Raw genomic sequence first — 22,058 nt, forward strand, 5'->3', positions numbered from 1 at the left:
AATCTGGTTTTAATCTGAAACCACATGCTGGCTATTTAGCAAATGTGGTTTTAATCTGCAACCAGATAAACAAGACAGGCTTGCCCCATGCTCGATGAAAAAAATGCGCAGTGCCCCGTGGCCCGGGCTCTGGAGGTGCTGGGTGACCGTTGGGCGCTGATGATCCTGCGCGATGCCTTCGACGGCCTACGGCGTTTCAGTGAATTTCAGAAGAACCTGGGGCTGGCGAAGAACATCCTCACCTCGCGGCTAAAGCTGTTGGTGGAAAGTGGGTTGCTGATGACACAGCCGGCGTCGGATGGCAGTGCCTACAAAGAGTATGTGCTGACCGATAAAGGGCGGTCGGTGTTTCCAGTGGTGGTTGGTTTGAGGCAGTGGGGGGAGCGGTTTCTGTTCGAGGCGGGTGAAGCACGTTCGGAGCTGGTGGACGGCGTGACGGGGCAGGCGCTTGAGATATTGCAGGTCCGTGGCCAGGATGGGCGGGTTTTACATCCCGAAGATTGCCAGCGCAGAAGGGTGCGGCATGGGTGATGTCAGGGCTGCTGAGCAGCCCCGAGGGGTTCAGCCTTTACCGAGAAGTTTTGCCAGGCCTTCAACCATCGGCGTCACTTGCACAAACTCGAACCGCGCCAACAACCGCTGGTTATCTGCTCGCGAATGGCGGATATCACCCGATCGCGCCGCCGCATAGCTGATCGCTGGCAAGCTCCCCACAACCTTCCCCAGCGCGGCCAGCAACTGGTTCAGTGAGGTCGCCTGGTTCAGCCCGATGTTCACCGCACCTTCCTCGACCTGCGGCTGCTCCAGTGCCTGCACCATCACCTGCACCAGGTCGCCGACATAAAGGAAGTCCCGGGTCTGTTCGCCGTCACCGAACACTGTAATCGGCAAGCCCTGCACAGCACGCTCGCAGAAGATGCTGATCACCCCGGAATACGGTGAGGAAGGGTCCTGCCGTGGCCCGAAGATATTGAAGAAGCGAAACACCACCGGCTCCAGACCATGCTGGCGACGATAGAAGTCCAGGTACTGCTCACTGGCCAGCTTGTCCACGGCATAAGGGGTCAACGGCGCCTTGGGCGTGTCTTCGGAAATCGACTCCCCTTCACCATTGTTGCCGTACACCGCTGCGCTGGAGGCAAACAGCACCCGACGCAGGCCATGCACACGCATGGCTTCGCAAACGTTGAGGGTACCGATGAAGTTACTCTGGTGGGTGCGAACCGGGTCTTCGACCGAGGCCTGAACCGACGCTACTGCTGCCAGATGCACCACAGCACGGCAGCCAGCCGCCGCCTGAGTGACCAGCCCTGCATCGGCAACATCACCTTCGATCAGTTCCAGCCGTGGGTGATCGACCTGCAGATTGCTTCGCCGGCCGGTGGAGAAGTCGTCGAGAATGCGTACGGCGTAGCCTTTGTCCAACAACGCATCGCACAGGTGGGAGCCAATGAAGCCGGCACCGCCGGTGATCAGGATGGGGGCGTCAGCCATGGCGGTAGAACCGGTCCAGTAGAGGTGGCAAGCCAGCGCGCCAGGCACGCGGCTTGATACCGAAGGTATGAAGGATTTTCTTGCAGGCCAGTACCGCGTGCTGTGGCTCTTCGCTGGCATCCGGGCGCGCAGCATGGGCCTGCGGCGTGGGGGCCTGAACGGCCAGCTGACGGTATTGACCGGCCTCGGCGAGGATTGCCTGGCCCAGCGCCAGCGGCGTGGTCGCCTCATTGCCGGCGTAATGGTAGGTGCCCCACAGCGGCGCATTGCAATCAAGTTGCTTGAGTACCGACAGGATCACTCGGGCGGCATCATCGACCGGCGTCGGGTTGCCACGTCGATCATCGGCCAGCAGCAGCTCCTGTGGTTGCTCGGCACGGGTCAGGAAGCGGCCCAATGCGCCATCAATGCTCTCGTCCAGCAACCAGCCAAAGCGCAGCAACACATGCTGCGGGCAGGCCGCACGCACGCTCTGCTCGATGCGCCATAGGGCCTGGCCACGCATGCCCAGCGGCACTGGCTCGTCCTTTTCGCTATAGGCCGTGGCCCGCGAACCATCGAACACACGGTAGCTGGATGGCTGCACCAAGGTGATCTGATGGTGCTGGCACAGCTCTGCCAACCGCTCCACCGCCCGCTCCTGTTGGGCCAGGCGCTGCTCGCTGACCGACTCGGCCTGGAACCAGTCGAAGTAGTAGGCCAGGTTGACCAGGGCGTCGGGGCGATGGTCATCGAGCAGCTGAGTGAGGCTTGAGGGCGCCCAGCCGTTCTCGGGCGGGCGCGGTGCCAGGAATGCGATGTCCTCCTCGGCCCCAAGACGAATCAGCGCTTGCCCGAGGGCATTGCCACCACCCAACAGCATTAGGCGCATACGCATAGAGTCAGCAGATCCGGAGAGGTTGATGAGAAAAAAGAGTCATTTTGCGGTTTCCTGCCCGGGAAGTCCAACACCGGACCCGTTCGATGCCACAGGGCGTGATTCCACAGTTTCACCGCTCAATACCGCCACAGACAGAAATTTCCTACGACATACGAGGAATGGGCTGACTACCACGTCACGGCATAACTGCATTGAATAGTCGACTCCCCACTTGCCGGCCAGGGAGTTTCACACAAAAACGACAAGGAACGTTCAATGCCTCATTCGGAAGCTGCCTACCTGGATTTCTACCCAGAACAAAGCCAGGCCATAACCTTTGCAAGCCAGACCCTTGCTGATTTGGGTGGACCGGAGGCTAAAGGAGTAGCACTTCAGGCTCGTATATTCGCCGATCAACTCGAAAAAGCCTTGAGTGAAGAACAGCGTGCGCTCCTACTGCGCTTCAGTGAAGGCCATCTATCTGCCTTGATGTACAGGCAGATGCACTGTGCCAACGAGCCAATACCAGAATACCTACCCGACATTACCGCCCTGGCGCAAAGCCCTCGCTGCCAATACCTTGCCTCGCGCAATCAACTCCTGCTGGAGCTCGTACGCCACCGCAGTTTCGCCTTCGATATCGACAACGATGGCAAACAGGTCCGCCTGGTCGGCAACTTCAAGGGCGGTGGCCGCGTCCCGCGACCCGACGAAGATCCCTGCCTGGAGGTTGAAACCAGCTCGCATGCGGGCTTGCGCTTAGGGCCACACACTGAAGCACCTTACAACTGCTCAACAAACGCCAGCAACGCTCACTCCCCTGCTCCCTCAGCACTGATTCTCACTGCGCGCTGGAACCCAGCCAATGAACCTACGAATGTCTTCCCACTCCGGGAAATCATCGAACGCTTGAGTAGCCTGGACACACTTGCGCTGACTTCAAAGTCTTTCGACTTCACACGCAGTGACTGCTTCGCTCAGGGACAGGGCAGTGCTGGCAAAGCAGTTTCAGTGCTGCAGTTCGAGCCCAATGGCGGTTTCTCTGTTCGATACAACAGCTATCGCTTCAGTCTGAATGAACGTGCCTGCAGCGCTGCGGCGCGCGCGTTCAACGCCTTTCAAAAAGCACTGAGCACTGCACAACCGCTGACGTTTGCCCTGCAACCTGACAGTGCATTGTTGATCAACAACAGCCGAGCCTTGCACGGCCGCGACAAGGTCCAGGACAACCGGCGCCTGCTTATCCGTCAATTCGGATACTCCCCCTTCGCCGTACCGTTGGTGCTCGCTGAAGACCCGCTGCTGGTCCGTGGTTGAGCACAGGAAAATACTCCATGATCGAAATCGACTTGACGTTTGTTCTGCTACTCGCACTGGTTGCACTGATGGCCGGCTTTTTTGATGCTATCGCCGGCGGCGGTGGCCTTATTACGCTCCCGGTGTTGTTTATTGCCGGTGTAGAACCCTTGGCAGCTATTGCCACTAACAAGTTCCAGGCAGCTTCGGCTACGGTTTCGGCTACGTGCGCCTTCGCCCGCAAAGGCATGATCGACTGGAGACGAGGCAGTCCCATGGCTGTCATGGCGTTTATCGGTGGGGCGCTGGGGGCCTTGTCGATAACTTACGTCCCCAAAAGCGTTTTGCAGGCGTGCGTCCCACCACTGCTGATCCTGATCGCCGCCTACTTTGCCTTCAGTCCAAAGCCGAATGAACAAGCGCGCAAGGCAAAGGTATCGACTAGCCTATTCTGCGTGACGGCTGCACCGATCATTGGCTTTTATGACGGCATCTTCGGCCCTGGAGTCGGCTCGTTCTTCATGCTGGCCTGCGTGGTCCTCTTGGGCCAGCACCTCATTCAAGCCGTATGCACCAGCAAGCTTTTGAACGCGGCCTGTAACCTGGGCGCATTATCAGTCTTTTCTCTCAGCGGGGCGATCATCTGGCCGCTGGCGCTGGCAATGGCGCTCGCCGCCTTTATGGGCGCACAATTGGGGGCTCGCTGCGCAGTTCGCTTCGGCTCTCGCCTCATAAAACCGCTGCTGGTCAGCGTCTGCTGCATCATGGCACTCAAACTGCTGCTCGATACCGGCAACCCGCTCGGCGAATGGCTCAACCAGTTCTTCTAGAGAGCACCATGCACATTCAAAAGGCTTCCCCACAGCGCGTGAAGTGGCAGTTTGACGAGCCCGCCCCGGGCAAAGAACTGTTCATCAATGAAGTCTTTGGAAACTACCAGCAACAGGCGCGATTGCTGGTACCTGATATCGAGCGCGCAGCTCCCGCATTCGTTTTGGGGGGCGCGCGTTCCGACTTTACCCGGCTCAACCCCCTGCTTTATCGCCTGCAAGCCGCGGGCATTGGTTCACTCACTGGCAATCTGTCAGGTCATAGCCTCGCCAGCGAGCCAGGCGCAATGGCGCCGTCACTGGCTACGAACCTTGATGAAGCACAGCGTTTCCATGCGCATATCGCGCCTCAATGCCGAACGCTAATAGGCCACAGCCTTGGCGCGGCAATTACGCTTAAGCTCGCAGCGCAGTTGCCACAAGTGGACAGCATCGTATTGATCTGCCCCGCAGTTTATCCAGACCATGCCCACCAGGCACCGTTCGGCCCGGCATTCACTGCGGCCATCAACAAGCCTTTCGGTTTTCTGGAGAGCGATAGCTATACCTTCCTCAACCAGTTTCGCGGAAGAGTATTGATGGTGATCGGTGAGTACGACGGGCTCAACTCCCAGCGATTCGGCAAAGGCCCCGGCACCAGCGCGGGCAACCTGTGGCTTGCCGGCACTGAACGCTATAGCCCGATTCCTGAAGAAGTTAACCTCGCCTTGATGCGAGCAGTTCCAGCGTCGCGTTTGCAATGCCTGTTTCTTACCGACTGCGACCATGGCATCGCGGCACATTTGCGCAGTACTCCGGCAATAGCGGACCAGGTTGCCGACACGGTCGCAACGTTCATCCTCGACAATGCTTAAGGCGTTTAGCATTACTCGATCTCGAACAGACCATTGCGCAATGGCGCCACGCTCAATCGCTCACGCACATCGTCATCTATGCGCGGATCATCCGGCCGGTAGAGTTTCACCTGCCGATACGCATTGATGCGATTGATCTCCTCGCCCAGGTACTCCCACACCACTCGGGTACAGGCCGGGTTGCGCCGGTCGCCGCTGGATACGCCGGCCTTCAGGCCATTCAGCCGGGTAATGCGGCTTTTGAAGCTGGGGATGAGGATGGTCTGGCTCATTTCGTTGAATGTCAGCGACTCGTAGTCGATGAGGAACATCCGGTCCTGCAGCTGGAACGCCGCCCCCAGGTAGCGGCAGCGTACCTCGGCATGCTGATCGGTGGCGCTGGAGCGCTCCTGCCGTTCCTGGCGCTCGAACAGAAAACGGCCGCGTTCTTCCCACAGGTGCACCAGCGACACGAGGATCGTGCCGGGCACCGACATGCAGTTGGAGTACTCGAAGTAGTAACCGCAATAGCGCGAAAGGTTACCGCCATGTTCGTGCAACGGCCGGAACAACTCGCTGATCGGGTCACTGGGCTGCTGGGCCTGGGGCGATACCCGCGCACCGATCAAACGGGCGAACTGCTCGGCGGGCAGGTTCAGTTCGTAATCCTCGACACCGAAAAAGTCGCCGATACGTTTCAGGTTGAAAGCCGTCGGACGGCTTTGCCCGCTCAGGTACTTGTTGAACTGCGCGCGGTTGATCGACAGCTGGCGGCAAACTTCGGAAATAGAGCGGTAGTGGCTACAGGCAAGTTTGAGGTTTGTGGCGAAGTGATCGCTCATATACGGAGTCCAGGTGACGCGAATGACGCCATTGTAGCATCAAGTCGCATCAAGTCAGAGCAATCCGCGAAATTGTAACCACTCTTGTCATAGCCAACCATGCGCCCCAACGAATAGCGGTGCGCCTGCCGTCCGCTGGTCTTTCCACACGAAGAATAAGAATCGAGGTCATTTTCCAATGCTCGAAGTAATCAACGATTTCCTTTCGGGGAAACTCCTCATCGTGCTGATCGTAGGGCTGGGTAGCTACTTCACCATCCGCTCCCGGTTCGTCCAGTTCCGCCACTTCACCCATATGTTCAGCGTGTTCAAGGAATCGCTGCGTGGCCAGGCAGGCCAGCTGAGCTCCTTCCAGGCCCTGATGCTGAGCCTGGCCGGCCGCGTGGGCGCCGGCAACATCGCCGGTGTCGGTATCGCAGTGACTCTTGGCGGCCCAGGTGCCGTGTTCTGGATGTGGGTCACCGCACTGGTGGGCATGTCCAGCAGCTTCTTCGAATGCACCCTGGCCCAGGTGTACAAGCGCGCTGATGGCGACGGCCTGTACCGTGGCGGCCCGGCCTACTACATTCAGCACGGGCTGAAGCGCAAGAGCATGGCCATCGTGTTCTCGATCTTGCTGCTGGTCACCTACGGCTTCGCCTTCATCGGCCTGCAGTCGTACACCGTAACCCACTCGCTGCAGAATGCCTTTGCCTTCGACCCAAGCCACACCGGTATTGTCCTGGCCGTGCTGCTGGCCATCACCTTCATCGGCGGTATCAAGCGCATCGCGGCAGTGTCGGACCTGCTGGTACCCGTCAAGACCCTGGCCTACATCGGCGTGACCCTGTACGTGATCGGCACCCAGATCGAACACGTGCCAGCCATGCTGGAAACCATCTTCAAGAGCGCCTTCGGCCTCGATCCGGCGTTTGCCGGCCTGCTCGGCAGCGCCATCGTCATGGGCGTGAAACGTGGCGTGTTCGCCAACGAAGCAGGTCTGGGCAGTGCACCGAACGTCGCTGCCGTGGCCGCGGTGAAACACCCCGGCGCGCAGGGCGTGGTCCAGGCTTTCAGCGTGTTCCTCGACACCTTCTTGATCTGCACCTGCACCGCACTGCTGATCCTGCTTTCGGGCTTCTACACCCCGGGCTTCGAGGGCGACGGCATTGTCCTGACCCAGAACTCGCTGGCCGCCGTAGTCGGTGACTGGGGTCGCGTGTTCGTCAGCGTGGCGCTGTCGCTGTTTGTCTTTACCTGCATCCTCTACAACTACTACCTCGGCGAGAACAGCCTGCAGTTCCTCAGCCGTAACCGCGTAGTGTTGATGGTGTTCCGTGGCCTGGTACTGGCACTGGTCGTGTGGGGTTCGATGCAAGACCTGTCGACCGTGTTCGCCTTCGCCGACATCACCATGACCTGCCTGGCCTTCGTCAACCTGGTGGCCCTGGCCCTGCTGTTCAAGGTCGGCCTGCGAGTCATGCGCGACTATGACGAGCAGCGCAAGGCCGGTGTAAAGCAGCCTGTGTTCGACTCGTCCAAGTTTGCCGACCTGGACCTGGACCGCAATGCCTGGCCTGCCAATCCTCAGGTGGAAACAGCCACTGACAAAGCAGTCGGCCAAGTTCAGACGCAGCGCTGATATCCTCCCCTGCCCAGCCGCCCCTTCCGCGGGCGGCTTTTCTTTGTCCGCTCACCGCTACGGATGCTTTCCATGCGCGCAGTAAAGAATCTTCTCGTTCTCTATACCGGTGGCACCATCGGCATGCTCGAAACCCCCGAAGGCCTGGCACCGGCCGGTGGTTTTGACGCGCGGATGCGTGAACACTTTGCCCAGATGGCCAATGCACCCCAGGTGCAATGGACACTGCACGAGCTGAACCCGCTGCTCGACAGCGCCAACATGCAACAGCACAACTGGCTGGCGATGCGCGATGCCATCGTCGCGGCGGTGGATGTAGCGGGCCACGATGGCGTGCTGGTGCTGCACGGTACCGACAGCATGGCCTACAGCGCTGCAGCCTTGTCGTTCCTGTTGCTGGGCCTGCCAGCACCGGTAGTGCTGACCGGCTCGATGCTGCCGGCAGGTGCCCCGGACAGCGATGCCTGGGACAACCTGTGCGGCGCATTGCGCCAGTTCGAGCATGGCCTGGAAGATGGCGTGCAGCTGTACTTCCACGGGCAGCTGCTGCATGGCTGCCGGGCGTCGAAGCTGCGTAGCGAAGCGTTCGATGCCTTTGCTGCGCTGCCACGCCACCGTGACGCTGAGCGGGCCGATACGATTCCTGCCGAGCTGGGCTACAAGCAACCGCGCAAACCGGTCAACCTGGCGGTTGTGCCGGTGTTCCCGGGGCTTCAGGCCGGGCATTTGCAAGCCTTGATCGACAGTGGTGTGCAGGGTTTGCTGCTGGAGTGCTACGGCAGCGGTACCGGGCCGTCTGATGACCAGGCGCTGCTGAATGTGCTGAGCACAGCGCGCCAGCGCGGCGTGATGCTGGCGGCTATCAGCCAGTGCCCGGAAGGCTCGGTGGTGTTCGACACCTATGCAGCGGGCAACCGCTTGCGCGGGGCCGGGCTGGTCAGTGGCGGTGGCATGACCCGTGAAGCGGCGCTGGGCAAGATGATGGCGCTACTGGGCGCAGGGTTGGATGCTGACGCAGCAGACCGCTGGTTTGTCCTGGATTTGTGTGGCGAGCGGGCTTGATCAGCGCCCTTGTGGGCCTTTTCGCTACGACGATAGCGTTTCCTGTGTAGGAGCGGGTTCACCCGCGAAGAGGCCCTAAAGGGTGAAAAAATGGCGGAAGGCAGCGGGAGTCGAACCTGCCCGGGAACGGCTGCCGTCCCCAACCGGGTTTGAAGCCCGGCCGCGCCACCGGGCGCGATTGCCTTCCTTGAACTCAGTGCCTGGCGTGCTGTTGAGCCAGGGCGCTGTCGGCGCGGATGTGACGCTGGTCGGCCACCCTCCGGGTCAGGCCGATGCGGTCGAAGTATTCCAGAATCTGCACACTGCGCTTGCGACCGATGCCCAACATATCGCGAAACGCGGCAACCTGCACTATCGTCGTTTCGCTGGCCTGCCCCAGCATCAACGCTGCCATGCGCTGTAGCGTCGCCTCTGGATAGAAGAGGTCGCGCACCACCTGATGCACCAGGCCCAGCCGGGCCAACTTGCGCAGTAACAGGCGCACATCGGCTTCGGCACGGTTCTCCTCACTCGCCAGCGCCCTGACCCAGGGTGGGTCAAATTGCCCTGCGATCAACTTCGGCTGCAGACGTGCCCACAATGCACTGTCGGCTTCGCTCAACTGTACCTTGTGATCGGGCAGATGCAGCCATGGCCCGCTGCTGGCGATGGCGCTGTCGTCGAGCAGTTCATCCAGCAAACTGACGAATGCCGGCCGTTCCAGGGGCAAGGCTACAAATCGCCGCAAGCGATCACGGTCAGGGCCAAGCTGGTCGGGCTCTTGCTCGTGAAAGCGCGCAAGTTGCTCCAGGACCTGCTGCTTGAGCGCCTGCCATTGAGCGTTGGCGAACAGGAGTTGGCCCTGCCGGGTGGCCACCACCCGCACATCGTCCGGTAACTGCCAGGTTTCCCGCAGGCGGTTGAACTGCCGCTCGAGCCGCTGCGGGCTAATGCCGCCCGGTGCACTGGCGAGCAGTGCTGGCAGTGCCTGCTCCAGATCCGCTGCATCGCGCAGCACCTGCAACTGCTGCAGACGGGTATCGCTGCGGCGTTGGCGGCTTGGGGCGAACGGGTCGAGCACCTTGCCGCCGCCCAGTGTGCGTTGGGCGCGCTGATCGCGCAGCACCAGGCGGTCGCCGTGCACGGCCTGCAACGGCGCATTGAGCAACAACTGGGCAAACATGCGTTGGCCGGCAGCCAGGCTTTCGCCTTCGAGCAAGGCGACCCGGGCCGTTACATCCTGGGTGCCGAGGTGCACATGCACAGCACTGAAATGTTCGAAAGCACGCTTCTCGTCAGGTAACAGGTTCAGCTCGATATCCATCCGAACACTGGGCGCATGCAACCATTCAGGCACCAGCCAGTCGCCCCGGTGCACCTGCTCCACGGCCAGGCGCTCGGCAGCGATGTTCAGCGCCACCCGTTGGCCTGCTTCTGCCACCAACGCGGCCTGGTTCTGTGCATGCAGGCCACGCACGCGCACCACCTTGCCGGCCTTGCCCAGCAACAACGTATCACCCGCACTGACCCGCCCGGCCAGTGCCGTGCCGGTGACCACCACTCCGGCGCCGGTAACCGCAAAGGCACGGTCGACGGCCAGGCGAAAACCACCGTGCACACTGCGTTGCCGTGTACCTGCTTCGGCCTCCAGCAGGGCCTGGTGCAACGCTTCCACACCCTCCCCGCTGATGCTCGACAGCGGAAACTGCCGCGCACCGGCATACGGCCCAGGCGCCAGCAATTCACTGACTTGCATCTGCACCTCGGCCAGACGCGACGGCTCGACCCGGTCGCATTTGCTGATCGCCACCAAGGCCTGGGGAATGCCCAGCAGCTCGATGATCGCCAGGTGCTCACGGGTCTGCGGCATGACCCCGTCGTCGGCCGCCACTACCAACAGCACCAGGTCGATGCCATGGGCACCGGCCAGCATGTTGTGGATAAAACGCTCGTGGCCCGGCACATCGATGAAGCCGGTCAGCGGCGCGCCTTCGCTCAGCGCCACATAGCGGTAACCAAGGTCGATGGTCATGCCGCGGGCGCGCTCTTCCTGCCGCTGGTCGCCGGCCTGGCCAGTCAGCGCCAGCAGCAGTGCGGTCTTGCCGTGGTCGATGTGGCCAGCGGTGCCAACGATCACTGCACCGGCCCCAGCTGCAGGGCTGGCAACTGGGCCAGCCACTGGGCTTCGTCATCCAACTGGCGCAGGTCCAGCCACAGGGCATCGTCGTCAATGCGGCCCAGCACCGGCACCGGTAGGTCGCGCAGGGCTCGCTCCAGCACATGCAGGCTGCGCCCGCGCAACTTCTTGGACACTTGCGGGCGCAGGCACAGCGCGGCACTGGGCAAGCGTGCAACCGGCTGGCTGCCACTGCCGATCATGCCCAACGCAGGCTCTACACGGATGGCCCATTGCTCGCCGAGGCGCGCCTGGAGCTCAGGCGCCAGGCGCTCGGCCTGGGCCTGGATTTCGGCCTGGCTGCGGGTCAGCAGACGCAGGCTGGGCAGGCGCTCGGCCAGGCGATCGGGGTTGCGGTACAGCGCCAGCACCGCTTCGAGTGCAGCGAGGGTGATCTTGTCGACGCGCAAGGCACGCTTGAGCGGATTTTTTTTGATCCGGGTGATCAAGTCCTTGTGGCCGACGATAATCCCGGCTTGCGGCCCGCCCAGCAGTTTGTCGCCACTGAAAGTGACGATATCGGCACCATCGGCCAGGGCCTGGCGTACCGTAGGTTCGGCGGGCAGGCCCCAGCGGGTAAGGTCGAGCAGGCTACCGCTGCCCAGGTCTTCAAGCAGCGGCAATTCATGTTGGTGGGCGATACGTGCCAGCTTGGCAGTAGGTACCTGGGTGGTGAAGCCCTGGATGCTGTAGTTGCTGCAATGCACCCGCATCAGCAGGCCAGTGCGCGGGCCGATGGCGGCCTCGTAGTCGCGGGCGTGAGTACGGTTGGTAGTGCCAACCTCGTGCAGCTTCACGCCGGCACGGGCCATGATGTCGGGAATACGGAAAGCACCACCGATCTCGATCAGCTCGCCGCGAGAGATAATGCCTTCCTTGCGCGCGCCCAGGCTGTTGAGCGCTAGCAGCACGGCGGCGGCATTGTTGTTGACCACGGTGACGGCTTCGGCGCCGGTCAGCTCGCGGATCAGGCCTTCGATCAGGTCATCACGGTCGCCACGTTTGCCGGTGGCCAGGTCAAATTCCAGATTGAGCGGGTAACGAGCGGCGGTCTGCATGGCCTCGATGGCTTCATCCGGCAGCAAGGCGCGGCCCAGGTTGGTGTGCAGCACGGTCCCGGTGAGATTGAACACGCGGCGAACCTGGCTGCGTTGCTGGAGGGCGAGGCGTTCGCCGCTGCGGCCAAGGAGTATTTCCGGAGCCAGTTCGGCACTGTCGAGTTCGCCATTACGGGCGGGCTCGCGCAGGTCATCGAGCAACTGGCGCAGGGTATTCAGCACGGCGTCACGGCCGTGGCGATCGATCAGAGGGAGGCAAGCCGGGTGGCGAAGGAGGGTATCGATGGACGGCAGGCGTGGGGTGTCGCTGGCAAGGCTGTTGGACATGCGGTACTACCTTGGACTGATCCGTTGTCTGTGCTGGCCCATTCGCGGGTGAACCCGCTCCTACAAGTACAGCGTGATCCGGAAGGTTGGCGCAATTACCTGTAGGTACGAAGGCAAGTCGGTGTTTCAGTGTAGACCCTCAGCCACTACCCGGGGCGAGCATCAGGTTGGGCGCCAGGCGATGGAACCCCTCCCCGTCCAGGCGTATATCCAGGGCCAGGGTGGCCAGGTCATCGGCCAGCGGCTCGGCCGCCGCATCGTTCTCCAGGTAGTTCTGCTTCAGGTAGCTGTCGCACCCGGGGCAGCATTCCGCGCGTAGCGGCGCTTTGCCTGGCGCATGGCGATCATCCTCAAGGCTGGTGTAACGCAAGTCCTTGCTCGACTCGCAGTACACGCACTTGACCCGCACCACATGCCATTCACAGGCACACAACGAACAGGCCAGGTAACGTAAACCGTTGTGCTTTCCACGGTTGCGCACCACCCCGGCCATCGCCGGCGAACCACAAGCCGGGCATTGGGCCAGGCTGCCGGCAGGCTCGAGCTGGGGTGCGGGCAGCGCCAGCAACCAGCTGGACCAGGCCGCCTGCAGCGCGGCCCCGAGGAACGGCACCAGTGCTGCTGGCACACCATTGTACTGGCCTGCCAGCAAAGCAATGCCCCAGCCCTTGCGCTGATTGTCATCACTGCCTCGTAGCACCTGCAGCGCCTCACCCAGCGGGCCACTGCGTTCGCCGCTGAGGTGCTCTAGCAGTGCCTGCAACCAGACCAGCCACGGCCCTTCACGCACCAGGCTGTCAGCCGCCAGCGGCGGCAAACCATGATCCATGCACAGGCGCTGACGCTCCTCGGCCACGGGCAAGCCGCTGGGCGGGTTATCCACAAGCTGCTGCTGGATGCGGCATAAACGGGCAATCAGCCTCAGGTAATCGCCAAGCGCGTTGCCCTCGGCCAGATACTCCAGGCGGGCGGCGCGCAGTTCAAACAGGTTGGCGGCAGGCAGGTGCAGAAATGGCGGCGTGACTGCCGACGCTTCGATCTGCCCGGGTTCGAGTAGGGTGCTCAAGCGCTTATCCTTCTTTTCGTCCGTGATCACCCGGCGTCTTGTCGCCGGTCACTTCGCGGTACCACAACTCATGATGCTTGCGGGCCCAGGCGCGGCTGACCCAGCCATGCAGCATGGCGCCGATCGAGCCCTTGATCCAGATGCCGGCGTAGATATGCACGATGATGCTGAGAATCAGCACGAAGGCCGCCAGCGCATGCAGCAGCGCAGACAAGCGAATGGCATCGATGCCAAACCAATGGCTGAAGTATGCACGCCAGATCACCACGCCACTGACCAGCAATACCAGCATGCACACCAGCAGGGTCCAGAACAGCAGCTTCTGCCCGGCATTGTACTTGCCGATCGGCGGTACGCCCTCCTCCTCGTTGCGCATTACCCGGTCCACCCGGCGCAGCCACAGGCGGTCATTGGCGGTGATGAAGTTGGCCCGCCAGAAGCGCAATACCAGGCCGAGGAAAAACACGAACATCGCTACCCCGATGAAGGGATGCAGAATGCGCGTCCACGGCCCGCCGCCGAACAGGTTGCTGAGCCAGAATAGCGCCGGATGGAACAGCGCAAGCCCCGACAGCCCCGCCAGGATGAACAGGATCGCCACCACCCAGTGGTTGCTACGCTCGTTGGCGTTGTAGCGCAGGATGGGTTTGTTGTCGTTCATGGCCGCTGCTCCCCTTGCCCACCGGGCTGCTTCGGATCATAGACATGGACCGACGGGTCCACTTGATGCACGCTTTCGTCCGGCGGTGTCGGGTGTTCATCCTCCTCGACACGCTGTGGGCCGATCCGCACATAGTGGAAGAACCCCGCCAGCACCGCCGCGCCCATGGCCAACAGCGCCAGCGGCTTGGTGAAGCCCTTCCACAACCCCACCAACGGGCTGATCACTGGCTGGTCCGGCAGGCCGGCATACAGCTTCGGCGTGTCGGCATGGTGCAGCACGTACATCACGTGGGTACCACCGACGCCGTCCGGGTCGTACAGCCCGGCCTTGTCGTAGCCTCGCGACTTCAGATCGACGATGCGCTCGGCTGCATGCACTTTCATCTCGTCCTTGCTGCCGAACACGATCGCCCCGGTCGGGCAGGTTTTCACACACGCCGGCTCCAGCCCCACGCTCACGCGATCGGAACACAGGGTGCACTTGTACGCCTTGTGGTCTTTCTGCGAAATGCGCGGGATGTTGAACGGGCAGCCGGTGATGCAATAGCCGCAGCCGATGCAGTGGTCCTGGTTGAAATCGACGATACCGTTGGCGTGCTTGATGATCGCACCCGGGCTCGGGCAGGCCTTCAGGCAACCTGGGTCGGCACAGTGCATGCAGCCGTCCTTGCGGATCAGCCACTCCAGGTTGCCGTCGTCGCGCTCGTGCTCGGTAAAGCGCATCAGTGTCCAGGTCTCGGCAGTGAGGTCCTGGGGGTTGTCGTAGGTGCCGTGGTTGTGGCCAATCTCGTCACGCAGTTCATTCCACTCCGAGCACGCCACCTGGCAGGCCTTGCAGCCGATGCACTTGGTAGTGTCGATCAGCTTGGCGACCTCCTCCTGCTGACGCACCGAGGGCGGCACGGTAGTGGTGGCCGAGCGGGCGATGATGTCTTGGCTGGCCATCAGAGTTTCTCCACTTTCACGAGGAACGACTTGGACTCTGGCGTCTGCGTGTTGCCGTCACCGAGGAACGGCACCAAGGTATTGGTCAGGTAGCCATGCCGGGTAGCGCCGGTGAAGCCCCAGTGCAACGGAATGCCGATCTGGTGCACGGTCTGATTGTTGACCTGCAGCGGGCGAATCCGCTTGGTCACCACCGCCACCGCATCGATATGCCCACGCTTGCTCGACACCCGTACCCGGTCGCCGGCCTTGATGCCTTTCTCGTTGGCCAGCACCTCGCCTATCTCGACGAACTGCTCGGGCTGGGCAATGGCGTTGAGCCGGCAATGCTTGCTCCAGAAGTGGAAGTGCTCGGTCAGCCGGTAGGTGGTCGCCGCATAAGGGAACTCATCGTGCGTGCCGAGGGTGTCCCACACAGAATCGAAGATGCGCCCGGCCGGGTTGCTGGTGGCCTTCTTGTTCTGCGGGTGCAGCGGGTTGATGCCGATCGGTGTTTCGAAGGGCTCATAGTGCTCGGGGAACGGGCCTTCGGCCATCTTGTCGATGGCGAAGAAACGCGCCACGCCTTCGGGGTTCATGATGAAGGGGTTCATCCCCGCCTCGGGCGGCGAGTCGACTTTGAAGTCCGGCACGTCGGTGCCGGTCCAGGCCTTGCCGTTCCACCATACCAGGCGCTTTTTCTCCGGGTCCCACGGTTTGCCTTGCGGGTCGCTGGAGGCACGGTTGTAAAGGATGCGGCGGTTGGCCGGCCAGGCCCAGGCCCAGTTCTGCACCTGATGCATGCCATACGGGTCGCTGTTGTCGCGGCGAGCCATCTGGTTGCCCTGTTCGGTCCAGCTACCGGCGAAGATCCAGCAGCCAGACGCGGTGCTACCGTCGTCCTTGAGCTGACCGAAGCCCGCCAGTTGCTGGCCCGCCTTGATCACCGCGCCAGTCGGGTCGGTGACATCGGCCACCGCCCAGCCGTTCATCTCCTTGGCCAGCTCCTCCGGGGAGGGCTCTTCAGGGATCTTGTACGGCCAGCTGATATTCATTATTGCGTCAGGGTAGGCACCCCCTTCGGCCTGGTAACGTTGGCGCAGGCGCAGGAACAGCTCGCTCATGATCTGCACGTCGGTACGCGTCTCGCCCGGGCCGTCTGCACCCTTCCAGTGCCATTGCAGCCAGCGGCTGCTGTTGACCAGCGAGCCGTCTTCCTCGGCGAAGCAGGTAGTGGGCAAGCGGATCACTTCGGTCTGGATAGAGGCCGTGTCGACATCGTTGAACGGCCCGGCGTTGCGCCAGAATTCCGAGGTCTCGGTGGCCAAGGGGTCCATAACCACCAGCCACTTGAGCTTGCCCAGTGCCGCAGTGACGCGGTTTTTGTCCGGCAGCGCGGCGATGGGGTTGAAGCCCTGGCACATATATCCATTGACTTTGCCCTGGCCCATCATCTCGAACATGCGCAGCACGTCGTAGGCCGGTACATCGAGTTTGGGCAGCCAGTCATAACCCCAGTTGTTTTCCGCCGTGGCGTTGGCGCCGTACCAGGCCTTCATCAGGCTGACGTGGAACTTGCCGTAGTTCTGCCAGTACGACAACTGCCCAGGCCGCAGCGGCTTGGAAGCGCGCTTGTCGATGTAGGCGGCGTAGTCCTGCTCGGCGTCACCGGCGAGGGTCAGGTAGCCCGGCAGCGAGTTGGACAGCAGCCCGAGGTCGGTCAGGCCCTGGATGTTGGAGTGTCCGCGCAGGGCGTTGACCCCGCCACCGGGCATGCCAACGTTGCCGAGCAGCAGCTGGACCATGGCCGCACTGCGGATAATCTGCGCACCGATCGAATGCTGCGTCCAACCTAGCGCATAAAGGATCGTCATGGTCTTGCCCGGAACCGAGCAGGAGGCGATCTCTTCCCAGACCTTCAGCATGGCGTCCTGCGGCATGCCACAGGTCATGCTCGCCAGTTCCGGGGTATAGCGGCTGTAATGCTGCTTCATCAGCTGGAACACGCAGCGAGGGTGTTGCAGTGTCGGGTCGACCTTGGCATAGCCGTCCTCACCCAGCTCGTAACCCCAGCCGGACTTATCGGCGTATACACGCTTGGCCTCGTCGTAGCCGCTGAACAGCCCATCCTCGAAGCCATAGTTCTCTTTGACGATGAACGACACGTCAGTGTAGTTGCGCACGTACTCGTGCTGGATCTTGTCGTTGCTGAGCAGGTAGTTGATCAGCCCGCCCATGAAGGCGATATCGGTGCCGGTACGGATCGGCGCGTAGTAGTCCGCCACCGAAGCGGTACGGGTAAACCGCGGGTCGACCACAATCAGCCGCGCCTTGTTGTGCGCTTTGGCCTCGGTCACCCACTTGAAGCCGCACGGATGCGCTTCTGCTGCGTTGCCACCCATCACCAGAACCAGATTCGCGTTGGCGATATCGGACCAGTGGTTGGTCATGGCGCCACGGCCGTACGTCGGGGCAAGACTTGCCACCGTCGGGCCATGTCAGACACGTGCCTGGTTATCGAACCCCAGCATGCCTGTTGCGCGGATGACCTTGTGGGTCAGGTAGCCAGCCTCGCTGGAAGCGGCGGAAGCGGCAAGAAAACCGGTGGAGAGCCAGCGGTTGACCGTTTGGCCTTGGGCATTCTTCTCGATGAAGTTGGCATCGCGGTCCTGCTTCATCAGGTCGGCGACGCGGTCCAGCGCCTCGTCCCAGCTGACCCGCACCCACTCTTTGCTGCCCGGCTTGCGAACTTCGGGGTACTGCAGGCGGCTCGGGCTGTGGATAAAGTCCAGCAAGCCGGCGCCTTTCGGGCAAAGTGTGCCGCGGTTGACCGGGTGGTCGGCGTCCCCTTCGATATGGATGATGTTCTGTTTGACGTTCTTACCCGCATCACCCTGGCTGTACAGGATCAGGCCGCAGCCGACCGAACAGTAGGGGCAGGTGTTACGGGTTTCTTTGGTATGCGCCAGCTTGAAGTGACGCACCTGCTCGGCGAATGCCGGCGTTGGGGCCATGCCCAACGCCGCAAGGCTCGAGCCTCCAAGGCCGACGGCGGCGACCTTGAAGAACTGCCGACGGTTCAGGTCCATCGTGCACTCCTGATCAGGTGGTGGACGCGCGGAACATTGCCGGCGCCTCTTGGTAGTCACGGTGGCGGCCAATTGATGGCCGCCAGTGGATAAGACTAGTCAAGAATCCAGAAGCTGCGATGACCTGGGTCAGTGGTGCGGCCCCGATCAGGCACGTGGCAGGTTACGCACCACATTCAGCGCCGCACTGCTCTGCGCCACAGGCATGATCTCGATGGTATTGATATTCACGTGCGCCGGCTGCTCGGCAACCCAGGCTACCGTTGCTGCGATGTCCTCCGGCAGAAGGGCCTCTACATCCCGATACAAAGCCTGCACGGCGTCCATGTCGCCATTGAGGCGCACCACCGAGAAGTCCGTGCCGGAGCACAGCCCCGGCTCGATGTTGCTCACCCGCACCCGGGTGCCAGCCAGGTCGGCACGCAGATTGAGGCTGAACTGGCGGACGAACGCCTTGCTGGCGCCATACACGTTACCGCCCGGGTAGGGGTAAGTGCCGGCGATCGAGCCGATGTTGATGATCATGCCGCTATCGGCTGCCACCATCTGCGGCAGGATCTTGTGGGTGACCATGGCCAGGCCGGTGATGTTGGTATCGATCATCTGCTGCCAGTTTGCGGCACTGCTGGTTTGGGCACGGTCCACGCCCAGCGCCAGCCCCGCGTTGTTGACCAGCAGATCGATCTGCAGCGACGCCTCACGCATCTGCTCGACCGCCTTCTCGAGCGATACTGAATCAGTGACATCCAGCGCCAGCGGAATGAAATTTACGCCCAGTTCGGCCTCCAGTGCTTTCAGTTTGTCCATGCGCCTGGCTCCACCGATCACACGGTAGCCTTTGCCGATCAGGGTGCAGCAGATGGCGCGGCCAAAGCCTGAGGAAGCACCGGTTACAAATGCGGTTTTCATTCGTTATCTCCTATCAATGGCTCAGGTCAGGTACTTCACGCCCAGGCTGGTGAACAGGCAGAGCATCGAGAACACCAACGCCTTGCGCACCACGTCGTTGCCTTTACGCAAGGCCAGGGAACTGCCCAGGTGGTTACCAAGGATGTTGTAGGCCACAAGTGGCAATGCCAGCAGGTAGACGACCTTGCCTGCGCTGACGAACGCCACCAAAGCACCGATGTTGGAAGCGAAGTTGAAGGTTTTGGAGTTGGCCGAACTGGAGACCAGGTCCATGCGCAGCAGGTAATGGAAAGCGATGATGAACATGCTGCCGGTACCGGGGCCGAAGAAGCCGTCGTAGAAGCCAATGGCCAGGCAAGTCAACGGCACTACCGTGTACAGCATTCGCGAAGACAGTTTGCGCTCCTCGACCGGACGATCCTTGGGGGTAAGGAAAATGAGAATGCCGAGGGGGATTAGTGCCAGGATGATCTTGCCCACCGTTTCCTGCGAGATCGACACGATCAGGTGAGCCCCCAGGTAGGCGCCTAATAGCGAAAACGGCACCCCAACCAACGCTACTTGCCAGACCATCCTGCTGTTGGCCAGGAAGTTGCGGATAGCCGCCAGCGTGCCGAGGGTACTGACCAGTTTTTCCTGACCCAGTGCCACCTGGGGCGGCATGCCAACCAGCAGAAAACCCGGCACCAGAAACAAACCACCACCACCGGCAATGCTATCGACGAAGCCCGCAACGAAGGCGATCGCGCCAAGTATGAGGACTGCCAGCAACCAGTGCTCCGCCCAGTAAGAGCCCAACATTTCCATAGCGATGTCCATCCAGTGGAGCGTTATGCCAGGCAAAGCCCGAGTGTGGCCGGCCTGATCGGTGCGATGATTGTAATTTCAAAAATTGAATCGATTCAATCTAAAATAAATTCAACTCAATTTCGCCAATTACCATCATTACCTGCATCCGAGCTTTCATGCTAGGCTTTCGCGCTCTTGCAGAGCCTGGTGCCATCTCCATGTGGATCCCCCAATACAGCCATCAAACACAGCCGGTTTACCTGATGATCGCTGATGCCCTTGAACAGGACATCGAAAGTGGTCGGCTTGCAGAAGGCGATCGCTTACCCACGCTCAAGGACCTGGCCGAGGCGCTGAATGTAACCCCCGGCACTGTTGGCAGGGCCTACGACGAAGCAGCCAAGCGTGGTCTGGTGGCTGGCGAGGTAGGGCGGGGCACATTTGTCAGGCAACTGCGGCAGCCATTACCCGCCCCGTCGGTACCCACATCCGTTGCCGGCGAGAGTAACCAGATCGACCTCTCGATCATCAAGCCCAACGACGCTCACATGAGCGAGTGGCTAGGCACGGCTATCAGCGAACTGGCCTCCTCCTCGAACTTGGGGCAGGTACTCGACTATGTGACAGAGGGTGGTCACACCTCCCACAAACAAGCCGGTGCGACCTGGATACAGCGCTGGCTGCCTGATGCTCGCTGGCAGCAGGTAGTACTGACCGCTGGCGCCCAACATGGGCTGCTGGTGGCCATCAGCAGCCTGTCGAAGAGTGACGATGTGGTGCTGTGCGAGTCGCTCTGCTACCCGGGCATCATATCCCTGGCCCACAGCCTGGGCCGGCGCCTGCGCGGCGTCGCCATGGACGAACACGGGCTCATCCCGGAGGCATTGCGCGCGGCCTGCCTGGAACACCGCCCTTCCCTGCTGGTGTGCGTCACCACGCACCAGAACCCGACCAACTCGATCATGCCCCCAGCAAGGCGCCAGGCTATCGCCGAGATCGCCCGTGAGTTCGACCTGTTCATCGTGGATGACGATATCTATGGTTTTCTCGAGCCCAGCCCGGACTACAAGCCGCTTGCAGCGTATGCGCCTGAACGCTCGGTATACCTCACCAGCCTGTCCAAAAGCGTGCTGCCGGCGCTGCGCATCGGCTACCTGTACGCCCCGCCGCAAACCCTGTCGCGGTTATCATCGATGGTACGCAGCAGCGTGTGGATGCCATCGCCTCTGATGGCGCAATTGGCCAGTAACCTGATCAACAGCGGCAAGGCCGACCAGTTGGTGCGTATGCAGCAGCAGGAGGCGGCCGCGCGCCAGCACATGGCCCGGGAGATTCTTGGCCAATACAAGATCCGCAGTCAGCCCCACAGTTTCCATATCTGGCTGGAGCTGCCAGAACCTTGGACCAGCGACGAATTTGCCAACCTGGCACGTGACAACGGCGTAACAGTGGTCAGCGGCAGCCAGTTCCTGCCAGAACGCAGCCACGCCACCAGCGGTGTGCGCATCGCTCTGATGGCACCCAGCCGCCAGGCACTGGGCTTTGCCCTGACCAAGCTGGCAAGCCTGCTGGATTCGCCGGAACCGCGGTTGTTCTACTGAAAGCGATGCCAGATACGCGGTGCTGCCCATAAAAAAACCCAGGGCAACTGCCCTGGGTTTCGTCTTGCTGAACGCCCTACCGCTTTGATCAGAACGGAATATCGTCATCGAAGCTGTCGAAGTCAGCCGCCGGCTGCGGCGCAGGCTGTTGCGGCGCTGGGCGCTGAGGGGCCTGTTGCGGGCGCTGGGCCTGCTGGCGTGGCGGTGCCTGGTTGTACTGTTGCTGCTGGCCACCACCATAATTGCCGCCACCCTGATTGTACGGGTCGCCGCCCTGCTGCTGGCCTTGCGGACGACCGCCGAGCAGCTGCATGGTGCCGTTGATGTCGACGATGATCTCGGTGGTGTAGCGCTTGATGCCGTCTTTTTCCCACTCGCGGGTCTGCAGCTTGCCTTCGATGTAGCACTGCGAACCCTTGCGCAGGTATTCGCCAGCGATTTCGGCAACCTTGCCGAACAGCGACACACGGTGCCACTCGGTACGCTCGACCTTCTGGCCCGACTGCTTGTCAGTCCACTGCTCGCTGGTGGCCAGGCTCAGGTTGGTCACGGCGTTACCGTTGGGCAGGTAGCGGACTTCGGGATCCTGGCCACAGGTACCGACCAGAATGACTTTGTTAACCCCACGGGCCATAACGTT

The 22,058-nt window shown here is 61.6% G+C and carries 19 protein-coding genes and 1 tRNA gene; 7 read left to right on the top strand and 13 right to left on the bottom strand.

The annotated features are described in order from the left end of the window. The first annotated feature begins 87 nt into the window (after window positions 1-87). The gene (locus QYE47_RS17565; protein ID WP_014589496.1) at window positions 88-531 is read left to right on the top strand and encodes a helix-turn-helix domain-containing protein; all 444 of its coding nucleotides are present in this window, start codon (window positions 88-90) and stop codon (window positions 529-531) included. Between the two features lie 30 nt (window positions 532-561). Here QYE47_RS17565 and QYE47_RS17570 read toward each other — a convergent pair whose 3' ends face one another. Together QYE47_RS17570 and QYE47_RS17575 are read right to left on the bottom strand one after the other, a co-directional pair. Next, window positions 562-1,494 carry an NAD-dependent epimerase/dehydratase family protein gene (locus tag QYE47_RS17570; RefSeq protein ID WP_014589495.1) on the bottom strand — a complete coding sequence of 311 codons (933 nt, stop codon included), beginning with the start codon at window positions 1,492-1,494 and terminating at the stop codon, window positions 562-564. Then, window positions 1,487-2,371 (bottom strand): sugar nucleotide-binding protein, encoded by an 885-nt coding sequence (locus QYE47_RS17575; protein ID WP_019439170.1) that lies wholly within the window; start codon window positions 2,369-2,371, stop codon window positions 1,487-1,489. Before QYE47_RS17575 ends, QYE47_RS17570 begins: the two co-directional genes overlap by 8 nt. Before the next feature lie 258 nt (window positions 2,372-2,629). On the opposite strand from QYE47_RS17575, the gene QYE47_RS17580 reads away from it, so the two are divergent. From QYE47_RS17580 to QYE47_RS17590, 3 genes are read left to right on the top strand one after another with little or no spacing between them, the layout of a single operon-like run. Further along, window positions 2,630-3,670 (top strand): TauD/TfdA family dioxygenase, encoded by a 1,041-nt coding sequence (locus QYE47_RS17580; RefSeq protein WP_019439169.1) that lies wholly within the window; start codon window positions 2,630-2,632, stop codon window positions 3,668-3,670. Window positions 3,671-3,687: 17 nt separating this feature from the next. Continuing rightward, window positions 3,688-4,479, top strand: coding sequence for a TSUP family transporter (locus tag QYE47_RS17585; protein ID WP_014589492.1), 792 nt, complete (start codon window positions 3,688-3,690; stop codon window positions 4,477-4,479). Window positions 4,480-4,487: 8 nt separating this feature from the next. Then, window positions 4,488-5,333, top strand: a complete 846-nt coding sequence (locus QYE47_RS17590; protein ID WP_014589491.1) for an alpha/beta hydrolase — start codon at window positions 4,488-4,490, stop codon at window positions 5,331-5,333. 11 nt (window positions 5,334-5,344) lie between these two features. Here QYE47_RS17590 and QYE47_RS17595 read toward each other — a convergent pair whose 3' ends face one another. Beyond that, on the bottom strand, window positions 5,345-6,154 hold the full coding sequence (locus QYE47_RS17595; RefSeq protein WP_014589490.1) for a helix-turn-helix transcriptional regulator: 810 nt from the start codon (window positions 6,152-6,154) through the stop codon (window positions 5,345-5,347). Between the two features lie 178 nt (window positions 6,155-6,332). Here QYE47_RS17595 and QYE47_RS17600 point away from each other — a divergent pair, with 178 nt between their 5' ends. Together QYE47_RS17600 and QYE47_RS17605 are read left to right on the top strand one after the other, a co-directional pair. Beyond that, window positions 6,333-7,775 (top strand): sodium:alanine symporter family protein, encoded by a 1,443-nt coding sequence (locus QYE47_RS17600; RefSeq protein WP_014589489.1) that lies wholly within the window; start codon window positions 6,333-6,335, stop codon window positions 7,773-7,775. A 63-nt stretch (window positions 7,776-7,838) separates the two neighbouring features. After that, on the top strand, window positions 7,839-8,837 hold the full coding sequence (locus QYE47_RS17605; RefSeq protein WP_081343566.1) for an asparaginase: 999 nt from the start codon (window positions 7,839-7,841) through the stop codon (window positions 8,835-8,837). Between the two features lie 91 nt (window positions 8,838-8,928). On the opposite strand, the gene QYE47_RS17610 is transcribed toward QYE47_RS17605, so the two are convergent. From QYE47_RS17610 to QYE47_RS17650, 9 genes are all read right to left on the bottom strand, one after another. After that, window positions 8,929-9,024: transfer RNA gene (locus QYE47_RS17610), tRNA-Sec, on the bottom strand. A gap of 6 nt (window positions 9,025-9,030) precedes the next feature. Then, the gene (gene selB / locus QYE47_RS17615) at window positions 9,031-10,953 is read right to left on the bottom strand and encodes a selenocysteine-specific translation elongation factor (RefSeq protein ID WP_070384460.1); all 1,923 of its coding nucleotides are present in this window, start codon (window positions 10,951-10,953) and stop codon (window positions 9,031-9,033) included. After that, window positions 10,950-12,377, bottom strand: a complete 1,428-nt coding sequence (selA, locus tag QYE47_RS17620; protein WP_070383385.1) for an L-seryl-tRNA(Sec) selenium transferase — start codon at window positions 12,375-12,377, stop codon at window positions 10,950-10,952. The genes selB and selA overlap by 4 nt, the downstream gene beginning before the upstream one ends. A 139-nt stretch (window positions 12,378-12,516) precedes the next feature. Next, complete coding sequence (gene fdhE, locus QYE47_RS17625) at window positions 12,517-13,443, bottom strand: formate dehydrogenase accessory protein FdhE (protein ID WP_070383384.1); 927 nt, start codon at window positions 13,441-13,443, stop codon at window positions 12,517-12,519. Window positions 13,444-13,447: 4 nt separating this feature from the next. Further along, window positions 13,448-14,104, bottom strand: a complete 657-nt coding sequence (locus QYE47_RS17630) for a formate dehydrogenase subunit gamma (protein ID WP_011953329.1) — start codon at window positions 14,102-14,104, stop codon at window positions 13,448-13,450. Continuing rightward, window positions 14,101-15,051, bottom strand: coding sequence for a formate dehydrogenase subunit beta (fdxH, locus tag QYE47_RS17635; RefSeq protein WP_301159100.1), 951 nt, complete (start codon window positions 15,049-15,051; stop codon window positions 14,101-14,103). Before fdxH ends, QYE47_RS17630 begins: the two co-directional genes overlap by 4 nt. Further along, the gene (fdnG, locus tag QYE47_RS17640) at window positions 15,051-18,119 is read right to left on the bottom strand and encodes a formate dehydrogenase-N subunit alpha (protein ID WP_144179856.1); all 3,069 of its coding nucleotides are present in this window, start codon (window positions 18,117-18,119) and stop codon (window positions 15,051-15,053) included. Before fdnG ends, fdxH begins: the two co-directional genes overlap by 1 nt. Before the next feature lie 147 nt (window positions 18,120-18,266). Further along, complete coding sequence (locus QYE47_RS17645; protein ID WP_014589482.1) at window positions 18,267-19,028, bottom strand: SDR family NAD(P)-dependent oxidoreductase; 762 nt, start codon at window positions 19,026-19,028, stop codon at window positions 18,267-18,269. Window positions 19,029-19,049: 21 nt separating this feature from the next. Continuing rightward, entirely contained in the window at window positions 19,050-19,835 is a 786-nt protein-coding gene (locus tag QYE47_RS17650; RefSeq protein WP_014589481.1) for a TSUP family transporter, read from the bottom strand. Window positions 19,836-20,035: 200 nt separating this feature from the next. Between QYE47_RS17650 and QYE47_RS17655 the strand changes: the two genes are divergently transcribed. Beyond that, window positions 20,036-21,418 (top strand): PLP-dependent aminotransferase family protein, encoded by a 1,383-nt coding sequence (locus QYE47_RS17655; protein ID WP_014589480.1) that lies wholly within the window; start codon window positions 20,036-20,038, stop codon window positions 21,416-21,418. A gap of 88 nt (window positions 21,419-21,506) precedes the next feature. Here QYE47_RS17655 and QYE47_RS17660 read toward each other — a convergent pair whose 3' ends face one another. Then, entirely contained in the window at window positions 21,507-22,052 is a 546-nt protein-coding gene (locus tag QYE47_RS17660; RefSeq protein ID WP_003255446.1) for a single-stranded DNA-binding protein, read from the bottom strand. Window positions 22,053-22,058: the final 6 nt, after the last annotated feature.

Origin of the sequence: Pseudomonas sp. 2,4-D (assembly GCF_030418155.1) — a bacterium.
In the GTDB taxonomy this organism is placed as follows: Bacteria; Pseudomonadota; Gammaproteobacteria; order Pseudomonadales; family Pseudomonadaceae; genus Aquipseudomonas; species Aquipseudomonas alloputida.